General features: G+C 66.8%; 17 protein-coding genes. 9 read left to right on the forward strand and 8 right to left on the reverse strand.

Annotation, left to right across the window (positions count from 1 at the left end; translation table 11 throughout):
• Positions 1-38: 38 nt before the first annotated feature.
• Positions 39-1271: a phosphoglycerate dehydrogenase gene (serA, locus tag BDW41_RS12120; protein WP_074547792.1), complete on the reverse strand. Its 1233-nt coding sequence runs from the start codon at positions 1269-1271 to the stop codon at positions 39-41.
• A gap of 123 nt (positions 1272-1394) precedes the next feature.
• Between serA and BDW41_RS12125 the strand changes: the two genes are divergently transcribed.
• The 3 genes from BDW41_RS12125 to pip all read left to right on the forward strand — a co-directional run bounded on the left by BDW41_RS12125 (position 1395) and on the right by pip (position 5330).
• A complete protein-coding gene (locus BDW41_RS12125) occupies positions 1395-2777 on the forward strand; it encodes an FAD-binding oxidoreductase (RefSeq protein WP_074547791.1) in 1383 nt (460 codons plus the stop codon).
• A gap of 324 nt (positions 2778-3101) precedes the next feature.
• Entirely contained in the window at positions 3102-4130 is a 1029-nt protein-coding gene (locus BDW41_RS12130; protein ID WP_074547790.1) for a YncE family protein, read from the forward strand.
• 243 nt (positions 4131-4373) lie between these two features.
• Entirely contained in the window at positions 4374-5330 is a 957-nt protein-coding gene (gene pip, locus BDW41_RS12135) for a prolyl aminopeptidase (protein ID WP_074547789.1), read from the forward strand.
• A gap of 52 nt (positions 5331-5382) precedes the next feature.
• Here pip and BDW41_RS12140 read toward each other — a convergent pair whose 3' ends face one another.
• The 7 genes from BDW41_RS12140 to BDW41_RS12170 form a co-directional block, all read right to left on the reverse strand.
• Positions 5383-7173: a GGDEF domain-containing protein gene (locus BDW41_RS12140; protein ID WP_074547788.1), complete on the reverse strand. Its 1791-nt coding sequence runs from the start codon at positions 7171-7173 to the stop codon at positions 5383-5385.
• A 14-nt stretch (positions 7174-7187) separates the two neighbouring features.
• The gene (locus BDW41_RS12145; RefSeq protein ID WP_074547787.1) at positions 7188-8828 is read right to left on the reverse strand and encodes a methyl-accepting chemotaxis protein; all 1641 of its coding nucleotides are present in this window, start codon (positions 8826-8828) and stop codon (positions 7188-7190) included.
• Positions 8829-9076: 248 nt separating this feature from the next.
• A complete protein-coding gene (upp, locus tag BDW41_RS12150; RefSeq protein WP_074547786.1) occupies positions 9077-9718 on the reverse strand; it encodes a uracil phosphoribosyltransferase in 642 nt (213 codons plus the stop codon).
• Positions 9719-9749: 31 nt separating this feature from the next.
• A complete protein-coding gene (locus BDW41_RS12155) occupies positions 9750-11348 on the reverse strand; it encodes an ATP-binding cassette domain-containing protein (RefSeq protein WP_074547785.1) in 1599 nt (532 codons plus the stop codon).
• 257 nt (positions 11349-11605) lie between these two features.
• Positions 11606-11947, reverse strand: a complete 342-nt coding sequence (locus BDW41_RS12160; protein ID WP_074547784.1) for a PsiF family protein — start codon at positions 11945-11947, stop codon at positions 11606-11608.
• A gap of 351 nt (positions 11948-12298) precedes the next feature.
• Positions 12299-15109: a lamin tail domain-containing protein gene (locus tag BDW41_RS12165; protein ID WP_074547783.1), complete on the reverse strand. Its 2811-nt coding sequence runs from the start codon at positions 15107-15109 to the stop codon at positions 12299-12301.
• 196 nt (positions 15110-15305) lie between these two features.
• On the reverse strand, positions 15306-16802 hold the full coding sequence (locus BDW41_RS12170; protein ID WP_074547782.1) for an aminotransferase class III-fold pyridoxal phosphate-dependent enzyme: 1497 nt from the start codon (positions 16800-16802) through the stop codon (positions 15306-15308).
• A 287-nt stretch (positions 16803-17089) separates the two neighbouring features.
• Between BDW41_RS12170 and BDW41_RS12175 the strand changes: the two genes are divergently transcribed.
• The 6 genes from BDW41_RS12175 (at position 17090) to BDW41_RS12200 (ending at position 24406) form a co-directional block, all read left to right on the forward strand.
• A complete protein-coding gene (locus tag BDW41_RS12175) occupies positions 17090-18004 on the forward strand; it encodes an ABC transporter ATP-binding protein (protein ID WP_074547781.1) in 915 nt (304 codons plus the stop codon).
• The gene (locus tag BDW41_RS12180) at positions 18004-18786 is read left to right on the forward strand and encodes an ABC transporter permease (RefSeq protein WP_074547780.1); all 783 of its coding nucleotides are present in this window, start codon (positions 18004-18006) and stop codon (positions 18784-18786) included. Before BDW41_RS12175 ends, BDW41_RS12180 begins: the two co-directional genes overlap by 1 nt.
• A 45-nt stretch (positions 18787-18831) precedes the next feature.
• Positions 18832-20037, forward strand: a complete 1206-nt coding sequence (locus tag BDW41_RS12185; RefSeq protein WP_233496856.1) for a sensor histidine kinase — start codon at positions 18832-18834, stop codon at positions 20035-20037.
• Positions 20038-20086: 49 nt separating this feature from the next.
• Positions 20087-20689, forward strand: coding sequence for a response regulator transcription factor (locus tag BDW41_RS12190; RefSeq protein ID WP_074547779.1), 603 nt, complete (start codon positions 20087-20089; stop codon positions 20687-20689).
• 5 nt (positions 20690-20694) lie between these two features.
• Positions 20695-21903, forward strand: coding sequence for a DUF3142 domain-containing protein (locus tag BDW41_RS12195; protein ID WP_233496857.1), 1209 nt, complete (start codon positions 20695-20697; stop codon positions 21901-21903).
• Between the two features lie 61 nt (positions 21904-21964).
• A complete protein-coding gene (locus BDW41_RS12200) occupies positions 21965-24406 on the forward strand; it encodes a hypothetical protein (protein WP_074547778.1) in 2442 nt (813 codons plus the stop codon).
• The last annotated feature ends 39 nt before the right edge of the window (positions 24407-24445 follow it).

Consider the following 24445-nt stretch of genomic DNA (forward strand, 5'->3'; position numbering starts at 1 on the left):
CTCGGGCGCCGTTTTTGTTTGTCCCGTCCGCTGGATTCTCAGTAAAGCACGCGACTGCGTAGCGTCCCCGGAATGGCGGCCAGCCGGTCTTTCAGTTCGCCCGATTGCTTCTCGTCGGCCGCCACGTCGATCACCACGTAGCCCACCTCGCTGTCCGTCTGCAGGAACTGCGCGTCGATGTTGATGTTGCCGGAGGAGAACAGCTCGTTGATGCGCGAGAGCACGCCGGGCACGTTGCGGTGGATGTGCAGCAGGCGGCGGCTGCGCGGATGCTCGGGCAGCGACACCTCGGGGAAATTCACCGCCGACAGGGTGGAGCCATTGTCGCTGTAGCGCACCAGCTTGGCGGCCACTTCGATGCCGATGTTGTCCTGCGCCTCCAGCGTGCTGCCGCCGATGTGCGGGGTGAGAATGACGTTGTCCATGCCCACCAGCGGCGAGACGAAGGCATCGTCGTTGCCCTTGGGCTCCACCGGGAACACGTCCACCGCCGCGCCCGCCAGATGTTCGGAGCGCAGCGACGCGGCCAGCGCGTCGATATCCACCACGGTGCCGCGCGAGGCGTTGATCAGCACCGCGCCCTTGCGCATGTGCGACAGCTCGCGCGTGCCGATCATCAGCCGCGTCGAGGGCGTCTCGGGCACGTGCAGCGTCACCACGTCGGCGCGTTCCAGCAGCTCCTCCAGGCTATCCGCCGGGCGGGCGTTGCCGAGCGAGAGCTTGGATTCGATGTCGTAGAAGATCACCCGCATGCCCAGGCTTTCGGCCAGCACGCCGACCTGGGTGCCGATGTGGCCGTAGCCGACGATGCCCAGCACCTTGTCGCGCGCCTCGAAACTGCCGGCCGCGGACTTGGTCCAGCCACCGCGGTGGCACAGTGCGTTCTTCTGCGGAATGCCACGCAGCAGCATGATGGTTTCAGCGATAACCAATTCCGCCACGCTGCGCGTGTTGGAGTAGGGCGCGTTGAACACCGGAATGCCGAGCCGGCGCGCGCCGCCCAGGTCCACCTGGTTGGTGCCGATGCAGAAGCAGCCCACGGCAATTAGACGTTTAGCCTGCTGAAGCACCTCGTCCGTCAGGTGGGTGCGGGAGCGGATGCCGACGATGTGCGCCTCGGCGATGCGGGCCTTCAAATCCGCTTCCGGCAAGGCTTTTTCGTGGTATTCGATCTGGCTGTAGCCGGCGCGGTGGAAGCTTTCGACGGCGCTGCGGCTCACGCCTTCGAGCAGGAGCACCTTGATGTCTTGTTTCGGGAACGAGGTCTTCATGGGCCATGGCGCGGTGGATGACCCACGCACTATGCCAGACCTTGAAGCGCTTTTGCGGCGTCGCAACACTGGACGGCGCAAGACGTCACTGGCAGGCTTGCTAGGCACCCGGGGAAGGACCTTATGACTGACGCAAGCCTGGCCGGCCTCGTGGCCCGCCTGCCCCATCTTCGCCTGCTCACCGAGCCGGGCGACCTCGAACACTACGGCCGCGACTGGACGCGCCGCTGGACGCCCGCGCCGCTCGCCATCGCCTTGCCCGCCGATGTCGCCGAGGTGCAAGGCATCGTGCGCTGGGCCAATGAGCAGGGTGTGGCCGTGGTGCCGTCGGGTGGCCGTACCGGTCTTTCCGGTGGCGCGGTCGCGGCGAATGGTGAGTTGGTGCTGAGCCTGGAGCGCATGAATCGCGTGCTGGGTTTTGATGCCGTGGATCGCACGCTCACCGTGCAGGCTGGCATGACCCTGCACGCCGTGCATGAGGCGGCCAAGGAACACGGGTTGATCTACCCGGTGGATTTCGCCGCGCGCGGTTCGTGTTCCATCGGCGGCAATATCGCCACCAACGCGGGCGGCATCCGCGTGATCCGCTATGGCAACACGCGCGAGTGGATTGCGGGCCTTACCGTGGTCGCGGGTAATGGCGAGTTGCTGCAGCTCAATCGCGGGCTGATCAAGAATTCCAGCGGCTACGACCTGCGCCAGTTGATGATCGGCTCGGAGGGCACGCTAGGCGTCGTGGTCGAGGCCACATTGCGGCTGACCGATCCGGCGCCGCCGTCGCAGGTGATGCTGCTGGCGTTGCCGAACATGGACGCGTTGATGGAAGTCTTCGCGCTGTTCCGCTCGCGGCTGACCCTGCAGGCGTTCGAGTTCTTCACGGATGTGGCCTTGCGCCACGTGCTGGCGCACGGAGCGCAGCGTGCCATCGACGGCGACCATCCCTATTACGTGGTCACCGAGTTCGACGCGGACGAGTCGTCGCAGGACGCGGCGCTGGCGGCTTTCGAGGTTGGATTGGATCATGGCTGGATCAGCGACGGCGTGATCGCGCAGAGCGAAGCGCAGGCCGCCGCGCTATGGCGCGTGCGCGAGGGCATTACCGAAAGTCTGGCGCCGCACAAGCCATACAAGAACGACATCTCGCTGCGCATCAGCGCGCTGCCGGATTTCCTGCACGAGATCCAGGGCTTGCTTGGCCGCGAATACCCGCACTTCGAGGTGGTGTGGTTCGGGCATATCGGCGACGGCAACCTGCACATCAATGTGCTGCGTCCGGAGCATCTTTCGGATGGCGATTTCATCGCGCAGTGCGAGCTTGTGACCAAGCTGCTGGCGGATACCTTGCAGCGTCATGGCGGAAGTATTTCGGCCGAGCATGGGATTGGGTTGGTGAAGCGGGCGTACCTGGGCAGTACGCGCAGCGAGGCGGAGATTGCCTTGATGCGTGGGGTGAAGCAGGTGTTTGATCCGAAGGGGTTGTTGAATCCGGGGAAGTTGTTTGGGTGAAGGGTGGGCCGGGAGCAGGTTAATCATCCTTGCGCGTCCTATGTTCCCCCTCACCGTCATTCCCGCGAAAGCGGGACGAGCGCGTAGCGCGAAGAACGCCCGAAGGGCGGCCCTGCAAGGGCGAACAAAGCGAGTCATCCAGCGACTTTTAGGCCGTTCAGAGCAAAGGCACTGGATTCCCGCTTTCGCGGGAATGACGGTGAGGGGTGAAGTAGCGGTGAGAGGAATTGAGGCGGCGATGATGACGAAATCCCAAGCGCCCCTAAGCAAGGCCTAAGTCACGCGGCGCATGCTCAGCGTATTCCGCCACTCACAGGTGTCCTCATGCATCGCCCCATTCGCAATATCCTTGCCCTCGCGCTGTTCGCCGCCTGTTCCTCGCACGCCGTTGCCGCATCCCAGGCAGGGCCGTTCAAGGTGATTTCGCAGCTTCCCCTGGGCGGCACCGGCGGCTGGGATTACCTCAGCTTCGACGAGCAGCACCGCCACCTGTTCGTGACGCGGGGCGACCGCGTGGAAGTGGTGGATGTGGATCAGCACAAGCGCATCGGCACCATTCCGGGCACGCAGGGCGTGCATGGCGTGGCGCTGGACCCTTCCGCGCATCGCGGCTACACCAGCAACGGTCAGTCGGCCTCCGTGACGGTGTTCGACCTCGATACGCTGGCGGTGGTCGCCACCATCAAGGGCACGGGCGAGAAGCCCGATGCGATTGCCTACGATGCGGCGTCGAAGCACGTGTTCACCTTCAACGGCAAGGGTAAATCCTTCAGCGTCATCGATCCGGCCAGCAATACCGTAATCGCGACCGTGCCCCTGTCCGGCAAGCCGGAGTTCGCGGTGACGGACGGCGCGGGCCATATCTACGTGAACAACGAAGACACCGCCGAGCTGATCAAGATCGATACGGCGACGAACAAGGTCGCGGGCAGCTGGAAACTCGGCAGTTGCGAATCGCCTTCGGGCCTGGCCATCGATCGCAAGCATCATCGGCTCTTCTCCGTCTGTGACAACAAGCAGATGGTGGTGAGCGATGCGGAAACCGGTAAGGTCGTCGCCAGTGTCGCCATCGGCGAGGGTCCGGACGCGGTGGTGCTCGACGACGCCACCGGCATGGTGTACAGCTCCAACGGTGAAAGCGGCACCATCACGGCCGTACATCAGGACGATGCGGATCACTACACCGTCGCGGCCACCATTCCCACCCAGCCGAGCGCACGCACGCTGGCGCTGGATGCCAAGCTGCATCGCCTGTATCTGTCCGCCGCCACGCTGGCCGGGCCGGCGCAGGAGGGCCATCATCCGGCGATCAAGCCGGATAGCTTTACCGTGCTGACGGTGGGGGCGCCGTAAGGACCGGTTCGAAATCTTCTGAGCTACCTACCTGTTCCCTCACCGTCATCCCCGCTAAGGCGGGGATCCAGTGTCTTTTAAGCCTTCTAGCAGCGAGTAAAGTCGCTGGATCCCCGCCTTCGCGGGGATGACGGTGACGAGAAACGTGCGATCACGCGAAAAATTGGCAGGCTTCAAGGCTAAGGCCTCAAAGGCCGACGTGTTAGCCTAACCAACCGTCCCCGTTCGCTTCAGGAGCCCCGCATGTCGCAGGAACGTCGCACCCTGTACCCCGAGATCGAGCCGTACGATACCGGCATGCTCAAGGTGTCGGACCTGCACACGCTGTACTACGAGCAGAGCGGCAATCCGAACGGCAAGCCGGTGGTGTTCCTGCACGGCGGTCCGGGCGGCGGCACCAACCCGAAGTGCCGTCGCTTCTTCGATCCGGCGGTGTACCGCATCGTGTTGTTCGACCAGCGCGGCTGCGGCAAGTCCACGCCGCACGCGGAGCTGCACGACAACACCACGTGGAACCTGGTGAACGACATCGAGCGCATCCGCGAGCACCTGGGCATCCATTGCTGGCAGGTGTTCGGCGGTTCCTGGGGTTCCACGCTGGCGCTCGCCTATGCGCAGACGCATCCGGAGCAGGTGACCGAGCTGGTGCTGCGCGGCATCTTCATGCTGCGCCGCTGGGAACTGGAATGGTTCTACCAGAAGGGCTGCGATGCGCTGTACCCGGATGCGTGGGAGACCTACCTGAAGGCCATTCCGGAAGCCGAGCACGGCGACCTGATGAGCGCCTACTATCGCCGCCTCACCAGCAGTGATCCCGTGGTGCGCGTGGAAGCCGCGCGCGCCTGGTCGGTGTGGGAGGGCGCCACCAGCTACCTGTATCAGGACGAAGGCCATATCCAGTCCAGCGGCGAGGACGAGTTCGCGCTGGCCTTTGCGCGCATCGAGTGCCATTACTTCGTGCACGGCGGCTTCTTCGAGCATGACGATCAGTTGCTGCGCAACGTCGATCGCATCCGCCATATCCCGGCCGTGATCGTGCAGGGCCGCTACGACGTGGTGTGTCCGATGCGCAGCGCGTGGGATCTGCACTGCGCCTGGCCGGAAGCGGATCTGCGCATCGTGCAGGACGCCGGCCACTCGGCCTTCGAGCCGGGCAATATCTCCGAATTGGTGAAGGCAACGGACCGCTTCCGCGGCTGATCGATCTGCACGCTGGTTTCTCAACCCCCGGTCGGCAACGGCCGGGGGTTTTTCATGTCGCGGCGCTCAGCTTGGGGAATACGTGCAGGCTCACGTGTGCGCGCTTGGCCTGTCGCTTGGCACGGGCGGCCAGCATGGCGATGGATTGCGCGCGCTGCGGCAGTGGCGGCGAGAGTTCCACCGCACCCATGACCACGGTGGTGCAGGGGAAGAACTGCGGCTCGCCGCGGCGGTCCTTGCCGCGCAGTCCGCCGTGCGCGAGATCTTCCGTGTCGAACAGCTGGGGCGAGCGTGCGTTGAACGCATCAATGATGCGCTGGCAGCGCGCTTCCCGATCGGTGCTCTGGAACAGCACCACGAAATCGTCGCCGCCGATGTGGCCGACGAAATCCAGCGAAGGGTCCACGTGCTCGCTCAACAGGCTCGACAGCAGGCGGATCATCTCGTCGCCGCGCGAGTAACCGTAGTGGTCGTTGAACGGCTTGAAGTCGGTCAGGTCCACGTGCACGACGGTGAACGCATCGCCGCCATCGATCAGGCGTTCCAGATGTTCCGTGGTGGGAATGTTGCCGGGCAGGAAGGTGAGCGGGTTGGCGTGGCGGGCCGCCTCGATGCGCAACTCGCTCACGCGGCGCACCAGCGCCTCGCCGGTACCCAGGCCCAGGTAATGGCCCTTGCGCGTGACGATGAAGCCATCGGCGAGGTAGCGCTGGTCCTCGCCGCGCAACACGTCGGCCAGGCTTTCCAGGCTGCGGTTTTCGTCGCAGACCAGCGGCGCGCTGTTCATCAACGCTGTGCACGACTTGCGCGCCAGCAGCTCGCGCGCGAAGGGTTGCGCCATGCGCTCGTTGACCAACCGGCGATTGATCAGGCCGATAGGCTGGCCATCCTTCACCACGGCGACGGCGTGCAGTTCGGGATGCTCCACGAACAGCGCCATGACTTCGTCATTGGTCTGGCGCGGATGCACCGAGGGCGCTTCCATCAGGAGGTGGCTGACCTGGGTGGGGCGCTGGGTGACGGGGCCGCGCGGCCGCGGCAGCACCGGCACGGCCGCCGTGCGCAACACCTGCCGAGCTTCGGCGCTGACCTCGTGCACGGCATGCTCGGCAGGGCGGCCGAGCAGAAAACCTTGCGCGTAGGGAATGCCCAGGTCGCGCAGCACGCGCAGGTCCGCCGGGTCTTCCACGCCTTCGCCCACCAGGTCGGTGCCCAGCGATTCGGCCACTTGGCAGAGCGAGCGCACGATGGCGAGCCGGCCCGCGCTGCGCGACAAACCATGGATGAGATAGCGGTCGATCTTCACCACGTCCGGATGGATCTCGTTCCACATCTCGAAGTTGGAATGGCCGTTGCCGAAATCGTCCAGCGCGATGCGCATGCCGTGCGCGCGCAGGTAGCCGAGCGCGTGGGCGAGGCGCGCAGGGCTTTCCACCACGTCGCGCTCGGTCACCTCGATGGTTACGCGCGCCGGGTCCAGCCCGCACGACGACACGGCCTCCAGCACGTCGTCCGGCCGCAGCGAGTCGTGCAGGATCGCATGCGCGCTCAGGTTCACCAGCAGGCGCCCCGGCGCCGTCTGCGCCTCGAACGCCCTGCACAGCGTGCGTGCGGCATGCAGTTCCAGCTCCGCCAGCCGGTCTTCCATCCGCGCCATGTCCAGCAGGTCGAGGATGGAAATGTTCCCCGGCATGAAGGCGCAGCGGCTGAGGCCTTCGTGCGCCACGACTTCCAGCGTGTCGACGCGCACCACGGGCTGGAAGACCGGACGAAGGCTTCCCGCGAGTAGGGCGCGCTCTAGCATGGCGTGCGGCTTGTGGGTGTAGGCGAGACTGACGGACATGCCTTGGTGAAGTGTCAGGCTGCGATGGCCCGAGCGTTCTGCGTCACTGCGGATGGAGGACGCGCGTCATGCACCGTCCCGTTGGAGCCTTCCTGTCCGGGAAGGCGGAAGAAGGCGACCTGCCGCATCAGCGCGTCGGCGTCGGCGGCCAGGGCGCGGCCGGTGTGGTTGATGTCTTCCACCAGATCGGCGTTGGCTTGCGTGATGCCGTCCATCTCCATCACGGCGCGATTGATCTGCGTGATGCCGCCGACCTGCGACTGGCTGGCCAGGGAAATCTGCGTCACGCGCTCGGACACGCTGCCCATGCCGAGCACGATGCCGTCCAGCGCCTCGCCGGATCGGGTCACGCGTTCGCGCGCGACATCGACGGCTTCGCCGCTGCGCTCCACCAGGCGGCGGATGTCCTTGCCCGCATCCACGCAACGGCGCGCGAGCTGGCGCACTTCCGTCGCCACCACGGCAAAGCCGCGGCCGCGCTCGCCCGCCTGGGCCGCTTCAATGGCCGCGTTGAGCGAGAGCAGGTTGGTCTGGAAAGCGATGCTGTCGACCAGGTCGACGATCTCGGCGATGTCACGGCTGGCCTTTTCGATGGCCAGCATGGAGTCGATAGCCTCGCCGGCGACCTGGCGCCCGTGTTCCGCATGCGACAGCGCATCGCGCGCCGCCGTGGCCGCGCCGTCGGCGTGGCTGGCGCCCTGCGTGGCGGTGTCGGCCATCTGCGCCATCGAGGCAGCGGTTTCCTCCAGGCTGGCGGCCTGTGCCTGCGTGCGCTCGCTGAGCGCGTCGTTGTCCTGCGCGAGTCGGCGCGCGCGTTCGCCCACGGACGCCGCGCCCGTGCGCACCTGGGTAAGCACCTGCGTGAGCTGCGCGTCCATGGAGGCGAGCGCGCGCAGCAGCTTGCCCAGTTCGTCGTTGGCGCCGGTGTCCACGGCTTCGCCCAGCGTGCCGGCGGCGATGCGCTCGGCCACCTGCGTGGCGCGGGTCAGGCGCTGCATCAGCGAGCGCATCAGCGCGGCATCCATCACGACGGTGGCGACCAGCGCCACGCTGAGCAGCACGAGCAGCAGGATCATGCCGTCGCGGTCGGCCGCATGCTGCATGGCAACCTGCTGGTTGCCCTTGGCCAGCGCGGCCTGGAACAAGTTGGCGACGTCGCTTTGCAGCGGTTCGTATGCGGGCTGCACCTCGGTGGTGAGCTTGAGGCCGGCGATGTCGAACTGGCCGGCGTCGAGCAGGGCGAGCGTCTCGTCGATGGTGCGGTCGGCATCGGCACGATGCGCGGCGGCCACCTTGAGCGTCTGCGCCTGCTCCTGCGCGAGCTCGCTGCCGAGCAGGGCCTTCCAGTGGCGTTCGGCGTCCACGCGATCCACGTGGATGCGTGTGTGCGCATCGTCCACCGCCGAGGGCAGCTGGGACATCACGGCATGCACCAGCACCTGCAGGGTGCTGTTGTAGTCGTTCTGCACGCGGCCCACGTCGGCCACCGGGCTGAGCGAACCTTGCACCAGTCCCTGGATGCGCATGTCCGCGCGGTGCAGTTGCACCACGCCGGCCACGCAGGTGATGGCCAGCAGGACCACGATGGCCAGCAGGCGCAGCAGCAGGCGCTGACGCAGGGTCAGTCCGGTGATCCGCTTGAAGAGCTTGTACATGGGGGAAATCCGGGGTGAGGGTACTGCAAGAGCTGTCGGCTCACCGCGCGGCAACTTTAGCCAAAAAATCAGAAATTGTGCTTTTAATTCAATCTTCTAGGTCGATACGGCAAGGGCGAAGAAGTGCGGCAAAGATCGCACGGGAAGATGTCGGCTCCGTGACTTTTGTGCTGCGCTTCTCATTCCGTTCGCCCATGAAAAAGCCCCGCCGATGACGGCGGGGCTTGGGCACGACGCGAAGGCCGGGCTCAGCTAGCAGGTAGCTGCTTGGTGCCGAAGATCTTGTCGCCGGCATCGCCGAGGCCAGGCAGGATGTAGCCGTGCTCGTTGAGGCGCTCATCGATGGAGGCGGTGTAGATCTCCACGTCCGGATGCGCCGCCTCGATGCGCTTGAGGCCCTCGGGCGCGGCGACCAGGAACAGCCCCTTGATGCGCTTGCATCCCGCCGCCTTGAGCATGTCCACGGTGGCGACCAGCGTGCCGGCGGTGGCCAGCATGGGATCGACGATGATCGCGATGCGCTCGTCCATGCGACCCGTGAGCTTCTCGTAATAGGCGATGGGCTTGAGCGTTTCCTCGTCGCGCTGCAGGCCGACCACGCTCACCTTCGCCGCGGGGATCATGTCGAGCACGCCGGGCAGCATGCCCAGGCCCGCGCGCAGGACAGGCACGATGGTGACCTTCTTGCCCTTGATCTGGTGCACGGTGAGCGGCCCGGCCCAGCCCTCGATGTGCTGCTCGACCGTTTCCAGATCCTTGGTGGCCTCGTAGGTGAGCAGCGAAGCCACTTCGGAGGCGAGCTCGCGGAACTCCTTGGTACTGATGCCCGCGCGGCGCATCAGGCCAAGCTTGTGCTGGATCAGGGGATGGCGGACTTCGACGATCTTCATGGGCGAACCTGGCGGGTGAGTCGCGTGATTGTCACCCACGCCGCGTGACGAGGGCGAGGGGTTTGTGCAGTTCCAGCCGGCGCTCGACACCTGCCTGCGCGACCAGCCCGGCATCGTGGCTCACCAGAATCAGCGAGCCGCGATAGCTCGCCAGCGCTTGTTCGAGCAGGCGGCGGCTGTCCAGGTCGAGGTGGCTGTCCGGTTCGTCGAGCAGCAGCAGGTCGTAGGGTTCGCGTGCGCTGTCCAGCGCCAGCAGGGCCAGCTTTACGCGTTCGCCGCCGCTCAGCAGGCGCGTGGGCAGGTCGGCGCGTTCGCCGCGCAAGCCGATGCCGGCGAGGTATTCGCGATAGCGCGTCGGCGTGTGGCCGGGCGACAGCGCCTGCAGGTTCTCCAGTGCGCTGCGGTCGTCGTGCAGCAGGCTGTAGTGCTGGTCGATCAGCAGCACGCGCTCGCCGCGGCGTATGCGGCCCGCACGCGGTGGGCAGTAGCCGGCGATGGCGGCGAGCAGGCTCGACTTGCCGCTGCCGTTGTCGCCGCACAGATGCAGGCGTTCGCCAGGGGCGAGATGAAGGTCCACCGGCTCGGCATGGCCGTGCGGTGGAACCACGCTCTCCAGCAGCAGGGATGCGTGCGTGGCCGGAAGCTCGCCCAGGTCGAATCGCTGCGAGCGATGCGGATCGATGCGCGCGCGTGCCTCATCCAGCCGTTCGCGTTGACGCTGCTGCTGTGATCGCTGCGCGGTACGCAGGCGGGCGCCGGTATCCTCCGAGCGTTGCTTGCGACGGTCCAGCAGGATGGTGGGCAGGTTCGCGTTGCCGCGTTCGCGGCCGGCCTTCTGCTGGCGCTGCGCGAGACGTTCGCGATCCTGTTGCTGTCGCCGGTCCAGTGCCTTCTGTTCGCGCCGCGCCTGGTCCAGCTGTTGCTCCGCCGCTTCGGCTTCGGTGTCCCGCTGCGTGAGATAGGCGGCGAAGCCATCGCCATAACGGCGCATGCCCTGTGGCGACAGTTCGTCGATGGTCTGCGCATCCGCCAGCAATTCACGGTCATGGCTGATCAGCAGATAGCCGCCGCCATGGGCACGCAGGCGTTCGCGCAGCCAGTCGCGGCCGCGTCGGTCCAGGTGATTACCGGGCTCGTCGAGTATCAGGAAGTGGTGGGCGTTCTCGAACATGGCGGTGAGCCGCAGGCGCACGCGCTCGCCGCCGCTCAGGCTTTCCCACGGAAGCGCGATGTCATCGGGCAGGTTGGCCTCATGCAGCCAGCGGCGAAGGCGCTCGCGTGCATCCCAGTCGTCACCCACGGTCTGGAAATCCGCGGCGTCGACGCCACCGGCTTCGATGCGTTGCAGGGCTTGCAGTTTTTCCTGCACGCCAAGCGCTTGCGCCACGCCGCCAGCGAAGACCGGCCATCGTTGGGGCAGATAATCGAGTGCGACATGACGTTTCACGCTGCCCTGCGTGGGTGCCAGTTGCCCGGCAAGGATGCGTGCCAGCAGCGATTTCCCGCTGCCGTTGCGTCCGACCAGGGCGTGGCGGGCGACGGCGAAGGAAACGTCCAGATCGTGAAAGACGGCATCGCACCCGGGCGGCGCAAAGCTGAGTTGATGCGTGTGTATGGCAATGGCTGTCATAGACCCTCCGAAACGGGAGTGGCATACGACAAGGGGTCTGCGCGACGCGCGCTGCTGGGATGTCGACCGCCTTGTCACTCGTGGCCGGACGCAACGCGCGCGCAAGGGCGGCGTGTCGGTCGGCAGGCGAGCGGCTTAGAGGCGCATGTCGGCGGTGAATCCCTGGAGGAATGAGCGCGCAGGATAGCAGGGCCTGCTTAAGCGCGCATAAAAAAGGGTGCCGGCAAGCACCGGCACCCTCGCGACACGCACGACGGTCAGTGAGCGGCGCTGGGCTGGTTGCTCAGACAGGTGCTCATGAACTGCTTGCGTGCATCGCCCTTGAGCGACTTGGCCTGCGGATCGGCGTTGCAGGCCTTCATCTTTTCCTGCTGCGTCATCTTGGCCGGCGCGGCGCTTTCGCCCTTCAGGCAGCTGCTCATGAAGGCCTTGCGGTCGTCGCCGGTCTTGCCCGTCGCTTGCTTGTTGCAGTCGGTCATGCGCTGCTGCTGCGCGTTCTTGGCGGGTGCGGTGCTCGCGGCCTGGGGCGCGGCGAAAGCGGTGGAAGCGGCAAAGGCCAGCGCGACGCTGGCAACCATCAGGCTCAAACGCGAAGACATGCGGGTACCCTCCTGGAATGACCGGCGAGTGCCGGCGGCGCAAGTCTATGCCTGTCGGTGGGCGTGCGGGGAGGGGCGCATAGGGGCCACGTGATGGGGCGTTCAGCCACGCTGGGGCTTGCAGCTCGCTCGGCCTCCCGCTCGTCATTCCGGCGCAGGCCGGAATCCAGTGACTGTGTGGCTCGGTTTTCGCGAAAAGCTAAACGTTTTGACGCCCGGCGAAAACCATTTCCTCGGCTACTGGATTCCGGCCTGCGCCGGAATGACGTGAGAGGGCACGGGCGCTTGTCGTTGGCACAAAAAAACCACGCCCGTCGCCGGGCGTGGTTCGCACCAGAACAACACTAGTCGTCAGTGACCCCGGCCGTGGCCTTCGCCCTGGTCGTCATCGCCCTGCCGGTCGTCGTAGCCGTGGGGTTTCTGTTCGCCCAGCTTGCCCGGCACGAACAGGTCGACCACGAAGCCGTCGTGGTCGGACACGCCAATCGCCTTGCGCACGTCGGTGGCGGTGACTGCGTCGGCGGCGGTCTGCGCGGGGGCGTCGAGGTCGGCGCGGCCGTACTGCATCTTCAGGAAGCGCAGGCGGGCGGACAGGTTCAGCAGCGCATGGTCGAGCACCTGCACGGTGGGCACTTCGCGGCCGGAATTGCCGGAACCCGCCTGCGTGTAGCCCTGGATGGGGCCGAACTTCTCGGTGAACAGGAAGGAGTAGCGGTCGTTCTTCGGCACCGATTCCACCGCGTTCCACAGCGCCGGCTGCACGATGTTCTTGCCGAGCTTGAGCTGGTTCTCGCTGTCCTTGTACTTGCCCGAGATCAGGCCGACCGTGTCCACCCAGCCATCGCTGAACTGATAGGCGTTGAAATCGCCCACCACCATCAGCGGCTGCCACGGGTTGGTGGTCTGCAGCTGCTGCACCTGGCGGGCCAGCGACGTGGCCTGCAGGAAGCGCTTCTGGCGGTCGCGCACGGCGGTGGCGTCGTCCTTGTCCACGTTGGTGCGTGCCTTGGCGTGCACGGAGATCACCTGGAAGCGCACGCCGCGCGCTTCGGCCGTGAGCAGCAGCGGCGGATGGTCATGCACGAACGCGGTCTGGCCGTTGTCGTTCCAGCTTTCGTCGGCGGCGAGTTGCTGCACTGACACCACGTGGACGCGATCGCTGCGCACGAGGAAGCCCACGTTGATGCCGCTCGGGTCGTGGCCCGGCAGCAGGTAGGCCTGGTACTTGGCGCGGTAGTCGTCGTTCAACTGCTGGGCCAGGCCCTGCAGCAGCGGCAGGCTCTTCACTTCCTCCACCGACAGCACGTCGGGCAGCTGCAGCACGTTGCCGATGTAGGCAGACAGGCGCTGCGTCTTCAGCGTCACCTCGTCGGCGGTCGGCTCCTTGCTGTTGCCGCTGCAGGTGTAGACGGTGTTGAACTCGCTGTCGCAGAAGCGCTCGGTGTTGAACGCGCCGATGCGCAGCGCATACGGCGCGGTGGGCGAGACCGCGTCCGGCACCTGCGCGACGTGCTTGAGCTTGATGGAGGTCGGGATGAACGTGTACGCGCCGAAGTCGTAGGAGATGATGCCTTCCGCGCGGAACGTGGTGCCCGCCACGAACGGCGTGTTGAGCGGCACGGCGCCGAAGTCGGCGGTGTTCATCTTGAACACCTCGGGGTTGCCGCTCCAGTTGGGCAGCGTCACGCCGTCGGGCACCTGCACGCCGTAACGCACGCCCGGCAGGCGCAGCGAGCGCTTGCCGTTCGCCGTGATGCTGACCTCGGCGTAGGGCTGGTTGCTGAAGCGCTTGTTGCCCGTGTTGATCATGCCGTTCTCGATCACCACGCGCATGCCGACGAAGCACTGGAAGTTGGTGGCGCCGCAAGACAGCTTGTCCGGATCGGACGAAGGAATCTTGTCGCCGAACACGACCGGCGCCGGCAGGCGGGCGCCGTGCGCGGTGACGCTGACGGTGGCGTTCTTCAGCTCGGGCAGGTTGTAGTAGTTGTCGACGGTGGCTTCCACGTCCACCACGTCGCCCATCGCCACCGTGGGCTTGGTCGAGGTGAACACATAGATGCCGTTGGAGGTCAGCGGGTCGGCATCGGCGCGGGCGTCCGGCGTCTGCATGGTGAAGCCGTTCGGGCCCACGGCGGTGACGATGTTGCCCTTGGTGATCACCGACTTGCCGACCAGCGGCGAGATCTGCTCGCGGCCCTGGATCTGCCAGATCTCGGCGGCCACGGGGATGTCGTACAGGATCGCGCCCATGGCGGTGTCGCGCGCCAGTGGGATGTTGCCGCTCGGCTGGCTCAGCTTGACGTCGAAGGCCTTGTCGTCGCTGGGCGTGGTGCGGCCGTGCACGATCACGTTGAAGCTGGCCTGGGTCTGGCCTTCGGCAATGGTCAGGGTGGTGTCGAGCGCGTCGTAGTCGCCGTTCGCCGCGATGGCCGTGCCGTCCTGCGTGGCGGCATGCACGGTGGCGCCGCCAGTCGGCGCGGGCTGGGCGAGGGTGACCGTGAACGGCATGCTGACGTCGCCGGCACCGCGCACCTTGACGCTGGAATCGGCGATGGAGAACGACTGGCCCAGGATCACGCACGGGCTGGTGCTGTTGTGCGGCGCGGTGGGCGAGGCCACCACGAAATCGGACTGGTTGTCGCCGGTGTTCACCGGCAGGCCGGCCGCGTCGAGCTTGCGCGCATAGCCCTTGTCGGCGTTGGTGCTGCCCAGCGAGGCCAGCGGGTTGCCGGCCTTGTACGCGGAGCCGGCGGACAGGCCCACCTGGTCGATCAACTGGCCGGAGCCGTCGAGCAGGGCGAGGCCGCCGTCGTCAGTCACGCCGGTGCTGTACTTGATGTCGCCGGGCGCATTGCCGGAATAACCACCGCTGGCGCCATTGGTCAGCAACAGATAGCAGCCCGAGGCAATGGACGTGCCGCTGGGCAGGGTCAGGCGCGTGCCGACGGTGCCGCTCGCGTTGGAGGCGTTGAACTTGTAGCCGGACAGATCCAGCGCCTTGGTGCCGCTGTTGAACAGCTCGACGAATTCATCGTTGCCCCCGGCGGGCCCGCGGACGCGAAACTGGCTGATGCTCAGGTCGGCTGCCTGCGCGGACGTCGCGGACAGCAGGATGATCAGCGCGCTCCACAGGGCGCGCCGCACGTGCATTGGCTTCATTGACCACTCCCTTGCCTGGGTCCGGGGTGGACCCCATCGGGGAGGAGGCTAGTAAGTTATTGCGACAGTTTGGCGAAAGAGGCCGGGACTCTTGCACGAAACTGCGAAACCCATTGCGGTTTTTACGGCCGTGCGGGCCTTCGCCAGAGGCGGGCGAACCGGCATCGCCGCTGGGCGATGCCGGTCGTGCGGCCGATCAGGCCGCTTCGGACTTCAGCTTGCGCGGGCCATGCAGCAAGGCCTGGCGCACGTGCGCAACGACCAGATCCACTTCGTCGCTGCTCACCAGGAAGTGCGGGGTGAAGCGCAGCGAGTTGGTGCCGCCGTGGATCACGCCCACGCCGCGCTCGCGCATGTATTCCTCGGTGGAGTGCGCGCCGTAGCACTTGAACTCCGGCGACAGCTCGCAGGAGAACAGCAGGCCGGTGCCCTGCACCTTGGTGATCAGGCCGCCCAGTTCGTTCTTCAGCGCGTTGAGCTTGTCGACGAACTCCTTGCCGCGCTCGCGGATGTTGTCGCGCACCTCGTCGGTGAGCTCGTTGAGCGTGGCGAGCGCCACGTCCAGCGCGCGCGGGTTGGCCGTCATGGTGTTGCCGTAGATGCCCTTGCGGTACAGGTCGGCGGTGCGCTCGGTCACGGCCAGCACGGACAGCGGATACTGGCCGGCGTTGAGCGCCTTGGAGAAGGTTTCGAAATCCGGCGGCGCGAATTTCTCGAAGCCCGGGTAATCGGTGATCGACAGCACGCCGTGCGCGCGCAGGCCGGCCTGGATGGAGTCGACCAGCAGCAGCGAGCCGTGCGCTTCGGTCAGCGCGCGGGCCTTCTGGTAGAACTCCGGCGTCACCGCGCGGCCCGGGTCGCCTTCGCCCATCACGGGTTCAAGGAACATGGCCTCGATGAACCAGCCGTTCTTGTCCGCGTCGGCGAACACGGCTTCCAGCTGCGCCACGTCGTACGGCTGCACGGTGAGCAGCGTGTCCTCGTGGCGATAGCTGGCCAGGTGCTGCAGGTAGGTCTTGCGCGTGGAATCGGAATAGAGCGCCGGGCGGTCGGTGCGGCCGTGGAAGGCGCCCTTCACCGCCACGCGCTTGATGACGCGGCCCGCATGGCGGCCGCCGGCATCGGTGAGCAGCTTGGCGTTGACGTCGGCGATGCGGCAGGCCAGGCCCACCGACTCCGAGCCGGAGTTGAGCGCCAGGTAGCGCACGTACGGATTGCTGCCGCGGTTGCGGCCCAGCTCGCGATCCATCGCCTTGGCGAAACGCATCTGCGAGATGCTCGGCGTCATCACGTTGGCCATCACCTGCGGACGCGCGAGCGCGGCGTCGATGGCCGGATGGTTGTGGCCGAAGCCCAGCATGCCGTAGCCGCCGTTGTCGTGGATCACAGCGCCCTTGAAGCTCACAACCCACGGGCCGCGCGCCGCCGCCGGCAGGTACGGGTTGATGGCGTCGTCCGGATAGAAATTGACGAACTCCGTCTGCGCCTGCGCCAGTTGTTCGGCCTCGTCGAGCTTGAGGAAGTCGCCCAGCTCGCTGCGCAGTTCGCGATGTCGCGCAACCGCGTCGCCGATGGCCTGCGCCAGGTCAGGGTGGCTGGCCGCGAAACGCTCGATGGTGGCGTCGTCGAGGCCAGTGGTCAGCGGAGCGCCGCCGAATTCGCGCAACTCGCGCAGCTGATCAATCACGCCCATGGGTTCCTCCTTCAAGGTCGACTTGCCTGCCGTCCCGATGGCATGCGCATCGACATGTCTACGAATACATGGTGGAAACGCGTGACCGTTCAGCGTTTCCGCGATCCTTGGGGGATCATGTCGCATTGCGATCCATCACGGATGTGGCAACGCAACGACCGCCTGAGCATAACTCGGCGCTGTCGCCGCCGTAACCCCGGGTGACGCTTGTCACCCACGCTGCCTGACGCGGGCAACTGCTGGCAAACCCTTGCGCTGCCTAGCATGGCGGGCAGGGAGGAGATGCCATGGAAACATCCGTCGAAGTCATTGCCCGCTTGTCGGGAGCGGTCAAACGTTACGGCGCTTTAACGGCGCTGGACGGTATGGATCTCATGCTGCACCGCGGCGAATTGCTCGCCTTGCTGGGCCCCAACGGCGCCGGCAAAAGCACGGCGATCAGCCTGCTGCTGGGCCTGGTGCACGCCGACGCCGGACGCGTGGAATTGTTCGGCCGGCATCCGCAGGAGATCGACGCGCGTCGCCGCATCGGCGTGATGCTGCAATCCGCTGCCCTGCCGGGGACCTTGCGCGTATCTGAACTGTTGCGCCTGACCATGAGCTACTACCCCACGCCGCGGTCACTGGAAGAAAGCGCGCAGCTGGCAGGCATCACCGATCTACTGTCGCGGCGCTACGTGGCGCTTTCCGGCGGACAACAGCGTCGCGTGCAGTTCGCGCTGGCGCTGTGCGGGCGTCCGGAATTGCTGTTTCTCGATGAGCCCACTGTGGGCATGGACATCGACGCGCGACAGAAGCTATGGGTGGCGATTCGCCGCCTCGTTGCCGAAGGCTGCGCGGTGGTGCTCACCACGCATTACCTGGAAGAAGCCGAAGCACTCGCGCAACGCGTGGTGGTGTTGGGCAAGGGCCGCGTGCTGAGCGAAGGCAGTGTGGATGCGTTGCGTTCGCGCGTGGCGATGACGCGCATCCGCTGCGTCAGCGATCTGGATGCGGCGGCCTTGATGCGATGGCCGCACGTCGCGCATGCCGAACGCGATGGCGTGCATATCCATGTGCACACCGATGCGCCGGAGAACGTCTTGCGCCGCCTGCTCGATGCCGATCCCGCCCTGTCGGAGCTGGAAGTGCGCCGTGCCGGCCTCGCCGAAGCCTTTACCGAATTGACCCGCGAAGACGTTCCGGAAAAGGAGGTTGCCTGATGTCCGCCATCACCATCGCATCGCCCGCCAGCGGCATGAGCCTGCGCGGCGTGTTCGGCGCCTACGCGGCGGAAGCGCGCAGCGAGTGCCTGCGTTATCTCCGGTCGCCCGGGTTCCTGCTGCCGGTGACGCTGTTCCCGACCATGTTCTACGTGCTGTTCGGCATCGTGATGAACCGCAATGCCGACGCGGCTACGGCTCGCTATCTGCTCGCCAGCTACAGCGTGTTCGGGGTGATGAGTCCGGGCCTGTTCGGCTTCGGCGTGTCGCTGGCGATGGAGCGCGAGAACGGCCTGCTCACCTTGAAGCGCGCGTTGCCCATGCCACCGGGCGCCTACCTGCTGGGCAAGATGCTGATGGCGATGCTGGCGGCGGGCGTGGTGATCGTGCTGCTGCTGGCGCTGGCGGTGGGCTTTGCGCATGTGCAGGTGAGCGCGATGCAGGCGCTGGCGCTGCTTGCCACCGGCATGTTCGGCGTGTTGCCGTTCTGCGCGCTGGGCATGCTGGTGGGCGCGCTGGTCAAGGGGCAGGGCGCGCCGGGTGTGATCAACATCATCTACCTGCCTATGTCCTTTCTTTCGGGCCTGTGGATTCCGCTGTCGATGTTGCCGACGGTGCTGCAGCGCATCGCACCCGTCTGGCCCAGCGCCCATCTGCACCTGATCGCCTTGCAGGCGCTGGGCGTGAGGCATACCGGCATAGGGCTCCATGGCGCGGTGTTGCTGGCGTACACGGCGGTGTTCTTCCTGCTGGCGGCGCGCCGCCTGCGTCGGCTCGGTTGAAGTAGCATGCACGGTGGGCAGCGGGATCACGGGGAGACGGGCACAGTGCGCGAATGGCTGCGAGCATGGTTCAAGCCGGCGCCGGATTCGCTGGTGGCCATTGGCATCCAGAAGGGCAAGTCGCCCTGGACGGACGCCGTGCATCTGCTGTGGTCGGTGTGGGTGTTCGTGACCCCGCTGTTCGGCCAGTACACATGGCGATGGGCGCTGCTGACGCTGGTGTCGTATCCGGTATTCCTGTTCCTCTACGCGCAATGCTGCGTCGCCTCGCGCCGTCGCTCGCGCTACTTCGCGCTGTGCCTGGTCGCCATGTCGCTGCTGCTGTTGCCCTGGTATCCCAGCGGGCTGACGTATTTCGTGTACGGCACCATCATGCTGCGCAGCGGCCGCATGGAGCTAAGCCGCTACATGGCCTCGCTGATCGTGCTCAACGCGCTGCTCATCGCGGAGGTGACGCTGCTGCACTACGTGTGGCAGGCGGTGATCTGGATACCATTGACGTCGATCATCATCGGCCTGGTCGTGCACGCCGAGCGCCTGAGCGACGAGAAGGAGGCCGAGCTGCGCCTTTCGCACGACGAGGTGCGCCGGCTGGCCGCGCTGGCCGAACGCGAACGCATCGGTCGCGACCTGCATGACCTGCTGGGCCACACCTTGTCGCTGATCACGCTGAAGCTGGAGCTGTCGCGCAAGCTGTTCGACCGCGACAGCGAGGCGGCCAAGCGCGAGCTGGCCGATGCCGAGCGCGTAGCTCGCCATGCCTTGTCGGAAGTGCGCACGGCGGTATCCGGCATTCGCGCGACGGATCTCGCGGCGGAGCTGGCGGCCGCGCGCCTGATGCTGGAGTCCTCGGCGGTGTCGTTCGAGTGCGGCGAGCTGCCGCCGTCGCTGCCGGTGGAACTGGAGCGCAGCCTTGCCCTGGTGCTGCGCGAAGCGGTGACCAATATCGCCAGGCACGCCCGCGCCAGCCGGGCGCGCGTGACGGCCGTGGTGGCCAATCAGAACCTCAAGCTCAGCATCGAAGACGACGGCCGCGGCGGCATCGACGCGCACGGTAATGGCCTCAAGGGCATGCACGAGCGCGTGCGTGCGCTGGGCGGCGCGCTCGATGTGGTTTCTCCGCCGGGGCGGGGCACGCGGCTGGACATCACCGTGCCCTTGCGAGCGCGTTCGGCGACGCGCGATCTTGCCGCCGACAACGGCGTGACGGAAAGCGATGCGTGGTCGACGCAGGAGCGCCACGCGACATGAAGGCCGGGTTCGACACGCCGTCCGCCGCAATGAATGACAGGAGTGCTGCATGATTCGTGTATTGCTGGCCGAGGATCAGGCCATGGTGCGTGGCGCGCTGTCTGCGCTGCTCAATCTCGAGAGCGACATCGAGGTGCTGGGTTCCGCAGCGGATGGCGAGGCCGCGTGGCGCGAGCTGCAGCGGCTGAAACCCGACGTGCTCGTCACCGACATCGAGATGCCGGGCCTGACCGGGCTGGAGCTGGCCCAGCGCATCCAGCGGCACGAGCTGCCGATGAAGGTGATCATCGTGACCACGTTCGCGCGCCCGGGCTTTCTGCGCCGCGCGCTCGATGCGGGCGTGTCGGGCTATCTGCTAAAGGACGCGCCGGCGGAGAATCTCGCCGAGGCCTTGCGCATGGTTCATCGCGGCGGGCGCGCCATCGATCCCCAGCTGGCGTTGGAAGCCTGGTCGGAAGCCGATCCGCTCAACGACCGCGAACGCCAGGTGCTGCGCCTGGCCGGCGAGGGACAGGCAGCCAGCGACATCGCCGCCCAGCTCAACCTGTCGCATGGCACCGTGCGCAACTACCTGTCCGAAGCCATCGGCAAGCTGGGTGCGGCCAACCGCATCGAAGCCTACCGGCTGGCCCGCCAGAAGGGCTGGCTGTAGCCGGCATGAGCTTCTCGCTGTTCCCATGGATCAGCCGACTGTTCTGGCTGTGCCTGGCCATGGCCGTCGCAGGGTGCGCCAATCGCCCGGCGTCGCTCGCCAACGACGCCTACATCTGGCAACGGCAATGGACGCCGGCCCTGCTGCACGCCATGGCGGAGGACGGACAACCCGTGCGCGCTTGGCGTGTGCTTGCCGGCGAGATGGACGGACAGGGACGCTGGCGCATGTTCACGCCCGACTGGAACGCGCTGGCGGCAAGCGGCAAGCCGGTCGTTGCGGTGGTGCGCATCGAAGGCCAGCTGCAACAGTGGAACGAGGCGGCCTTGCTTGCGGACGTGCAGTCGGTGCTCGCCACGTGGCGGCAGCAGAAGATCGTGCTGGCCGGCGTGGAGATCGATCACGATTGCGCCACCTCGCGCCTGCCGGCCTATGCGCATTTCCTGCAGGCCTTGCGGCCTTCGCTGTTGCTGGGCGAACGCCTTTCGGTGACCGCGTTGCCGACCTGGCTGGACAGCCCGCGACTCGATGCCTTGCTGGATCAGGTGGACGAAGCCGTGCTGCAGGTGCATGCCGTGCAATCGCCGCGTGCGGGCCTGTTCAATCCCGACATGGCGCGCGCGTGGATGACGGCCTTCGCGCGGCATACCCGCAAGCCCTGGCGCGTCGCCCTACCGGCCTACGGCACGCGGGTGAGTTGGGACGCGCAGGGGCGCGTGTCGGCCATCGAAAGCGAACGGCCCACGCTGGTCGGCGACGAAGGGGCGACCGAGCTGTTCGCCGATCCGCGCGCCATGCAGCGCTTCGTGGCGTCGTTGGAGGCGAACGCGCCACATGGTTTGGCCGGCATCGTGTGGTTCCGCCTGCCCACCGGCGAGGATGCGCGGGCCTGGAGCGGGGCGAGCTGGCGGTCCGTGCTGGGACGCGTGCCGTTGCAGGCATCGCTGACGGCATTGGCGACCGGCACGGAGGATGCGCATCGCTACGACGTGTGGCTGGTCAACGAAGGCGACGCGGACATGCCGTTGCCGCCGCTCGTGCGCATCGAAGGCGCTTGCGCCGCTGCCGACGGCATCAACGGCTATGTGCTGCAGCGTGGTGAACGCGGGCTCTATCTTCAGCGCACGCGCGTCGGCGTGCTGCGCGCGGGGCGCCAGCTGGCGGCGGGATGGCTGCGCTGCGATGACGCGCCCGCGTTGCGCATCGAATCCTGAGCGCGACTTTCCACCATAATTGCGCGGTCTGGGCGCGGAGCGCCCCTTATCAGGTAAAGCCATGTACAAGCGCCCATGGATTGTCGCTGCGGTGGTCGCCGGTCTCGCCGGCGCCGTTGCCTGGGCCTGCGGCCCCATGTTTCCCAACCAGTTGCTGGACCAGCGCGCGGCGACGCTGAAATCCGCGCCGCAGAACAGCTTTGCGTTCGAGGCGGCACGGCTGTTGCCCGCCACCGACAAGCTTGAAAGCAACGAGCCCGCGCCGTACGGCGACGACAAGAAGGGCGACGAGGCCCAGGCCAGCTCGCTGGACGTGACCGTGGCGCAGCTGGCGCGCATCAAGACGCTGCGCGAGCTTCCCACGGGCGACGAAGCGTTCGAGCAGGGCAAGGATCTGCCCGCGGACCTGCGCGCCTACGTGGCCGGCGCGCTGGATTTCAGCCGCGACCAGCAGGACAAGGCCGCCGCACGCTTCGAGCAGGTGTTGGCCCTGCCGCCGGAGCAGGCGCGGCTGCGCTCGGTGTGGGCGGCCTACATGCTGGGCCGCATCCATGCGGCCAAGGCCAACGACGCGGCAGCCGATGCCGCCGTGTTCCAGCGCGAACGGGCCGTGGCCGCCAAGGCTTTCCAACTGGCGCGCACGCGCGCGGTGGATGGCGCATCCGATACGCAGGGCCTGGCTGTTTCCAGCTTTGGCGAAGAGGCGCGGCTCTATCTCTATGACCACGGCACGCAATGCAGCTGGGGCGACTTGTATGGCGTCGCTACGGAGGCGGTCGACGGTGCGGACGCTGACGGCGAGCACGAAAAGGACAGCCAGGCCCCGGCCAAGGGCGCCGGCTGTGGGCGTGGCCTGGCGGCGGACGATCTCAAGCGCGCCATCACACTCTACGCAGCGCAGGCGGGGCATCAGTCCGACAGTGCGGTGAATTCGCTGGTGGCGGTGGCCGACTTCAGCATGCGCCAGCCGCAACTGCTCGATCAGCTGATCGACAGCCCGGTGGCGCAACGTCTGCTGGTCGCTTACGCGCTGGCGCGCATGGGCGGCGAGCCCGACGACACGGCTGCAAACGCCGCGAAGCCGAAAGTCGATCCGCGCCTGACTGCACTCGTGCAGGCCATCAAAAAGCGCGGGCTGGATCATGTCGCCGGTGCGGACCGGCTCGCCTCGCTGGCCTATTCGCTGGGCAACTACGATCTGGCCGCCACGCTGGCGGGCGAGTCCTCCGGCCCGCTGGCCGATTGGGTGCGCGCGAAGCTCGCGCTGCAGAAGGGCGACATGGCGGCGGCCAACGCCGCCTATGCCGCCGCGGCGAAGGCGTTCCCGAAGGCGGACGATCCGCAGGCCGCGCTGGAGCCCGGCAACGTGCACCTGATCTTGGGCGAACAAGGCGTGCTGGCGCTGGCGCGCGGCGAGTACGTCGAAGCGATGGGCCACCTGTACGACGCCGCCTCCGCGGTGGGCGGCGACGGCAACGAGTACGAGGACGAAGGCGACGGCGTGGGCATGGGCTATGGCAACGACGCCGCCTATGTCGCCGAGCGCGTGCTGACGGTGGACGAACTCAAGCGCTTCGTCGATGCGCGTGCTCCCGAGTCGCTCAATCCGAAGGACAAGCCGGCCGACGGCTATTACCGCAGCCTTCCGCTGGCCGACAACCTGCGCTGGCTGCTGGCGCGCCGCCTGATGCGCGCGGGCCGGTACGACGAGGCGTTCGCGTATTTCCCCAAGGACGACGATCCGCGCATCGCCATGCAGGACGACAACGGCAAGCCGCAACCGGCCAACCTGCGCAGCAAGGCTCGGGCCTATGCCCAGGCCATGCACGATGGCCAGCACGCATGGACCGACATCGGCAAGGCGCAGGCGCTGTATGCGGCCGCCGTGATCGCGCGCGAGAACGGCATGGAGATCCTCGGCTACGAACAGAGCCCGGATTTCCAGGACAACGGCGGCTCCTTCCAGGGCGGCAGCGGCCAGGCGCCGGAATCGCTGAAGCAGGCCTACGTGACCGACGGCGAGCGCCAGCGCTACGCCGACAGCGTGGCCAGGCCCGATTACCGCTTCCACTACCGCTATATCGCGGCGGACGAGGCATCTCGCGCGGCCGACCTGTTGCCGCCGCGCTCGCAGGCCTTTGCCGCCGTGTTGTGCCAAGCCACCGGCTGGATGCTGGAAGGCCCGCCGGACTATGAAGATCACTACCAGTATTACGGCGACCCCAAGCCCGATCAGCCGTCCGAACGCGAACGCCACGCCGCCGCGCTTTACCAGCGCTACGTGAAGCAAGGCCCGTACGTGGCATGGGCCGCGGATTTCGGCCGCGACTGCGAAGAGCCCGATTTCGACGGCGCCCGCGCGCTCAAGCGATCTGCGCAGGTGCGAGCGGTGAAGCATGCCGTGCGCGATTATTTCCCGTATGAGTTGGGCGCTTTCGTGCTTGTCGTGGCTGGTTTCGCGGGTTGGCTGGCGCGCCGCCGCCGGCGAAAAACCGCGGTCTGAGCGGGCAGACCGGGGTTTTGCGCGATAATGCCCCATTCG

The sequence above is a fragment of the Dyella sp. AtDHG13 genome (assembly GCF_003201105.1).
Lineage (GTDB): Bacteria > Pseudomonadota > Gammaproteobacteria > Xanthomonadales > Rhodanobacteraceae > Dyella > Dyella jiangningensis_B.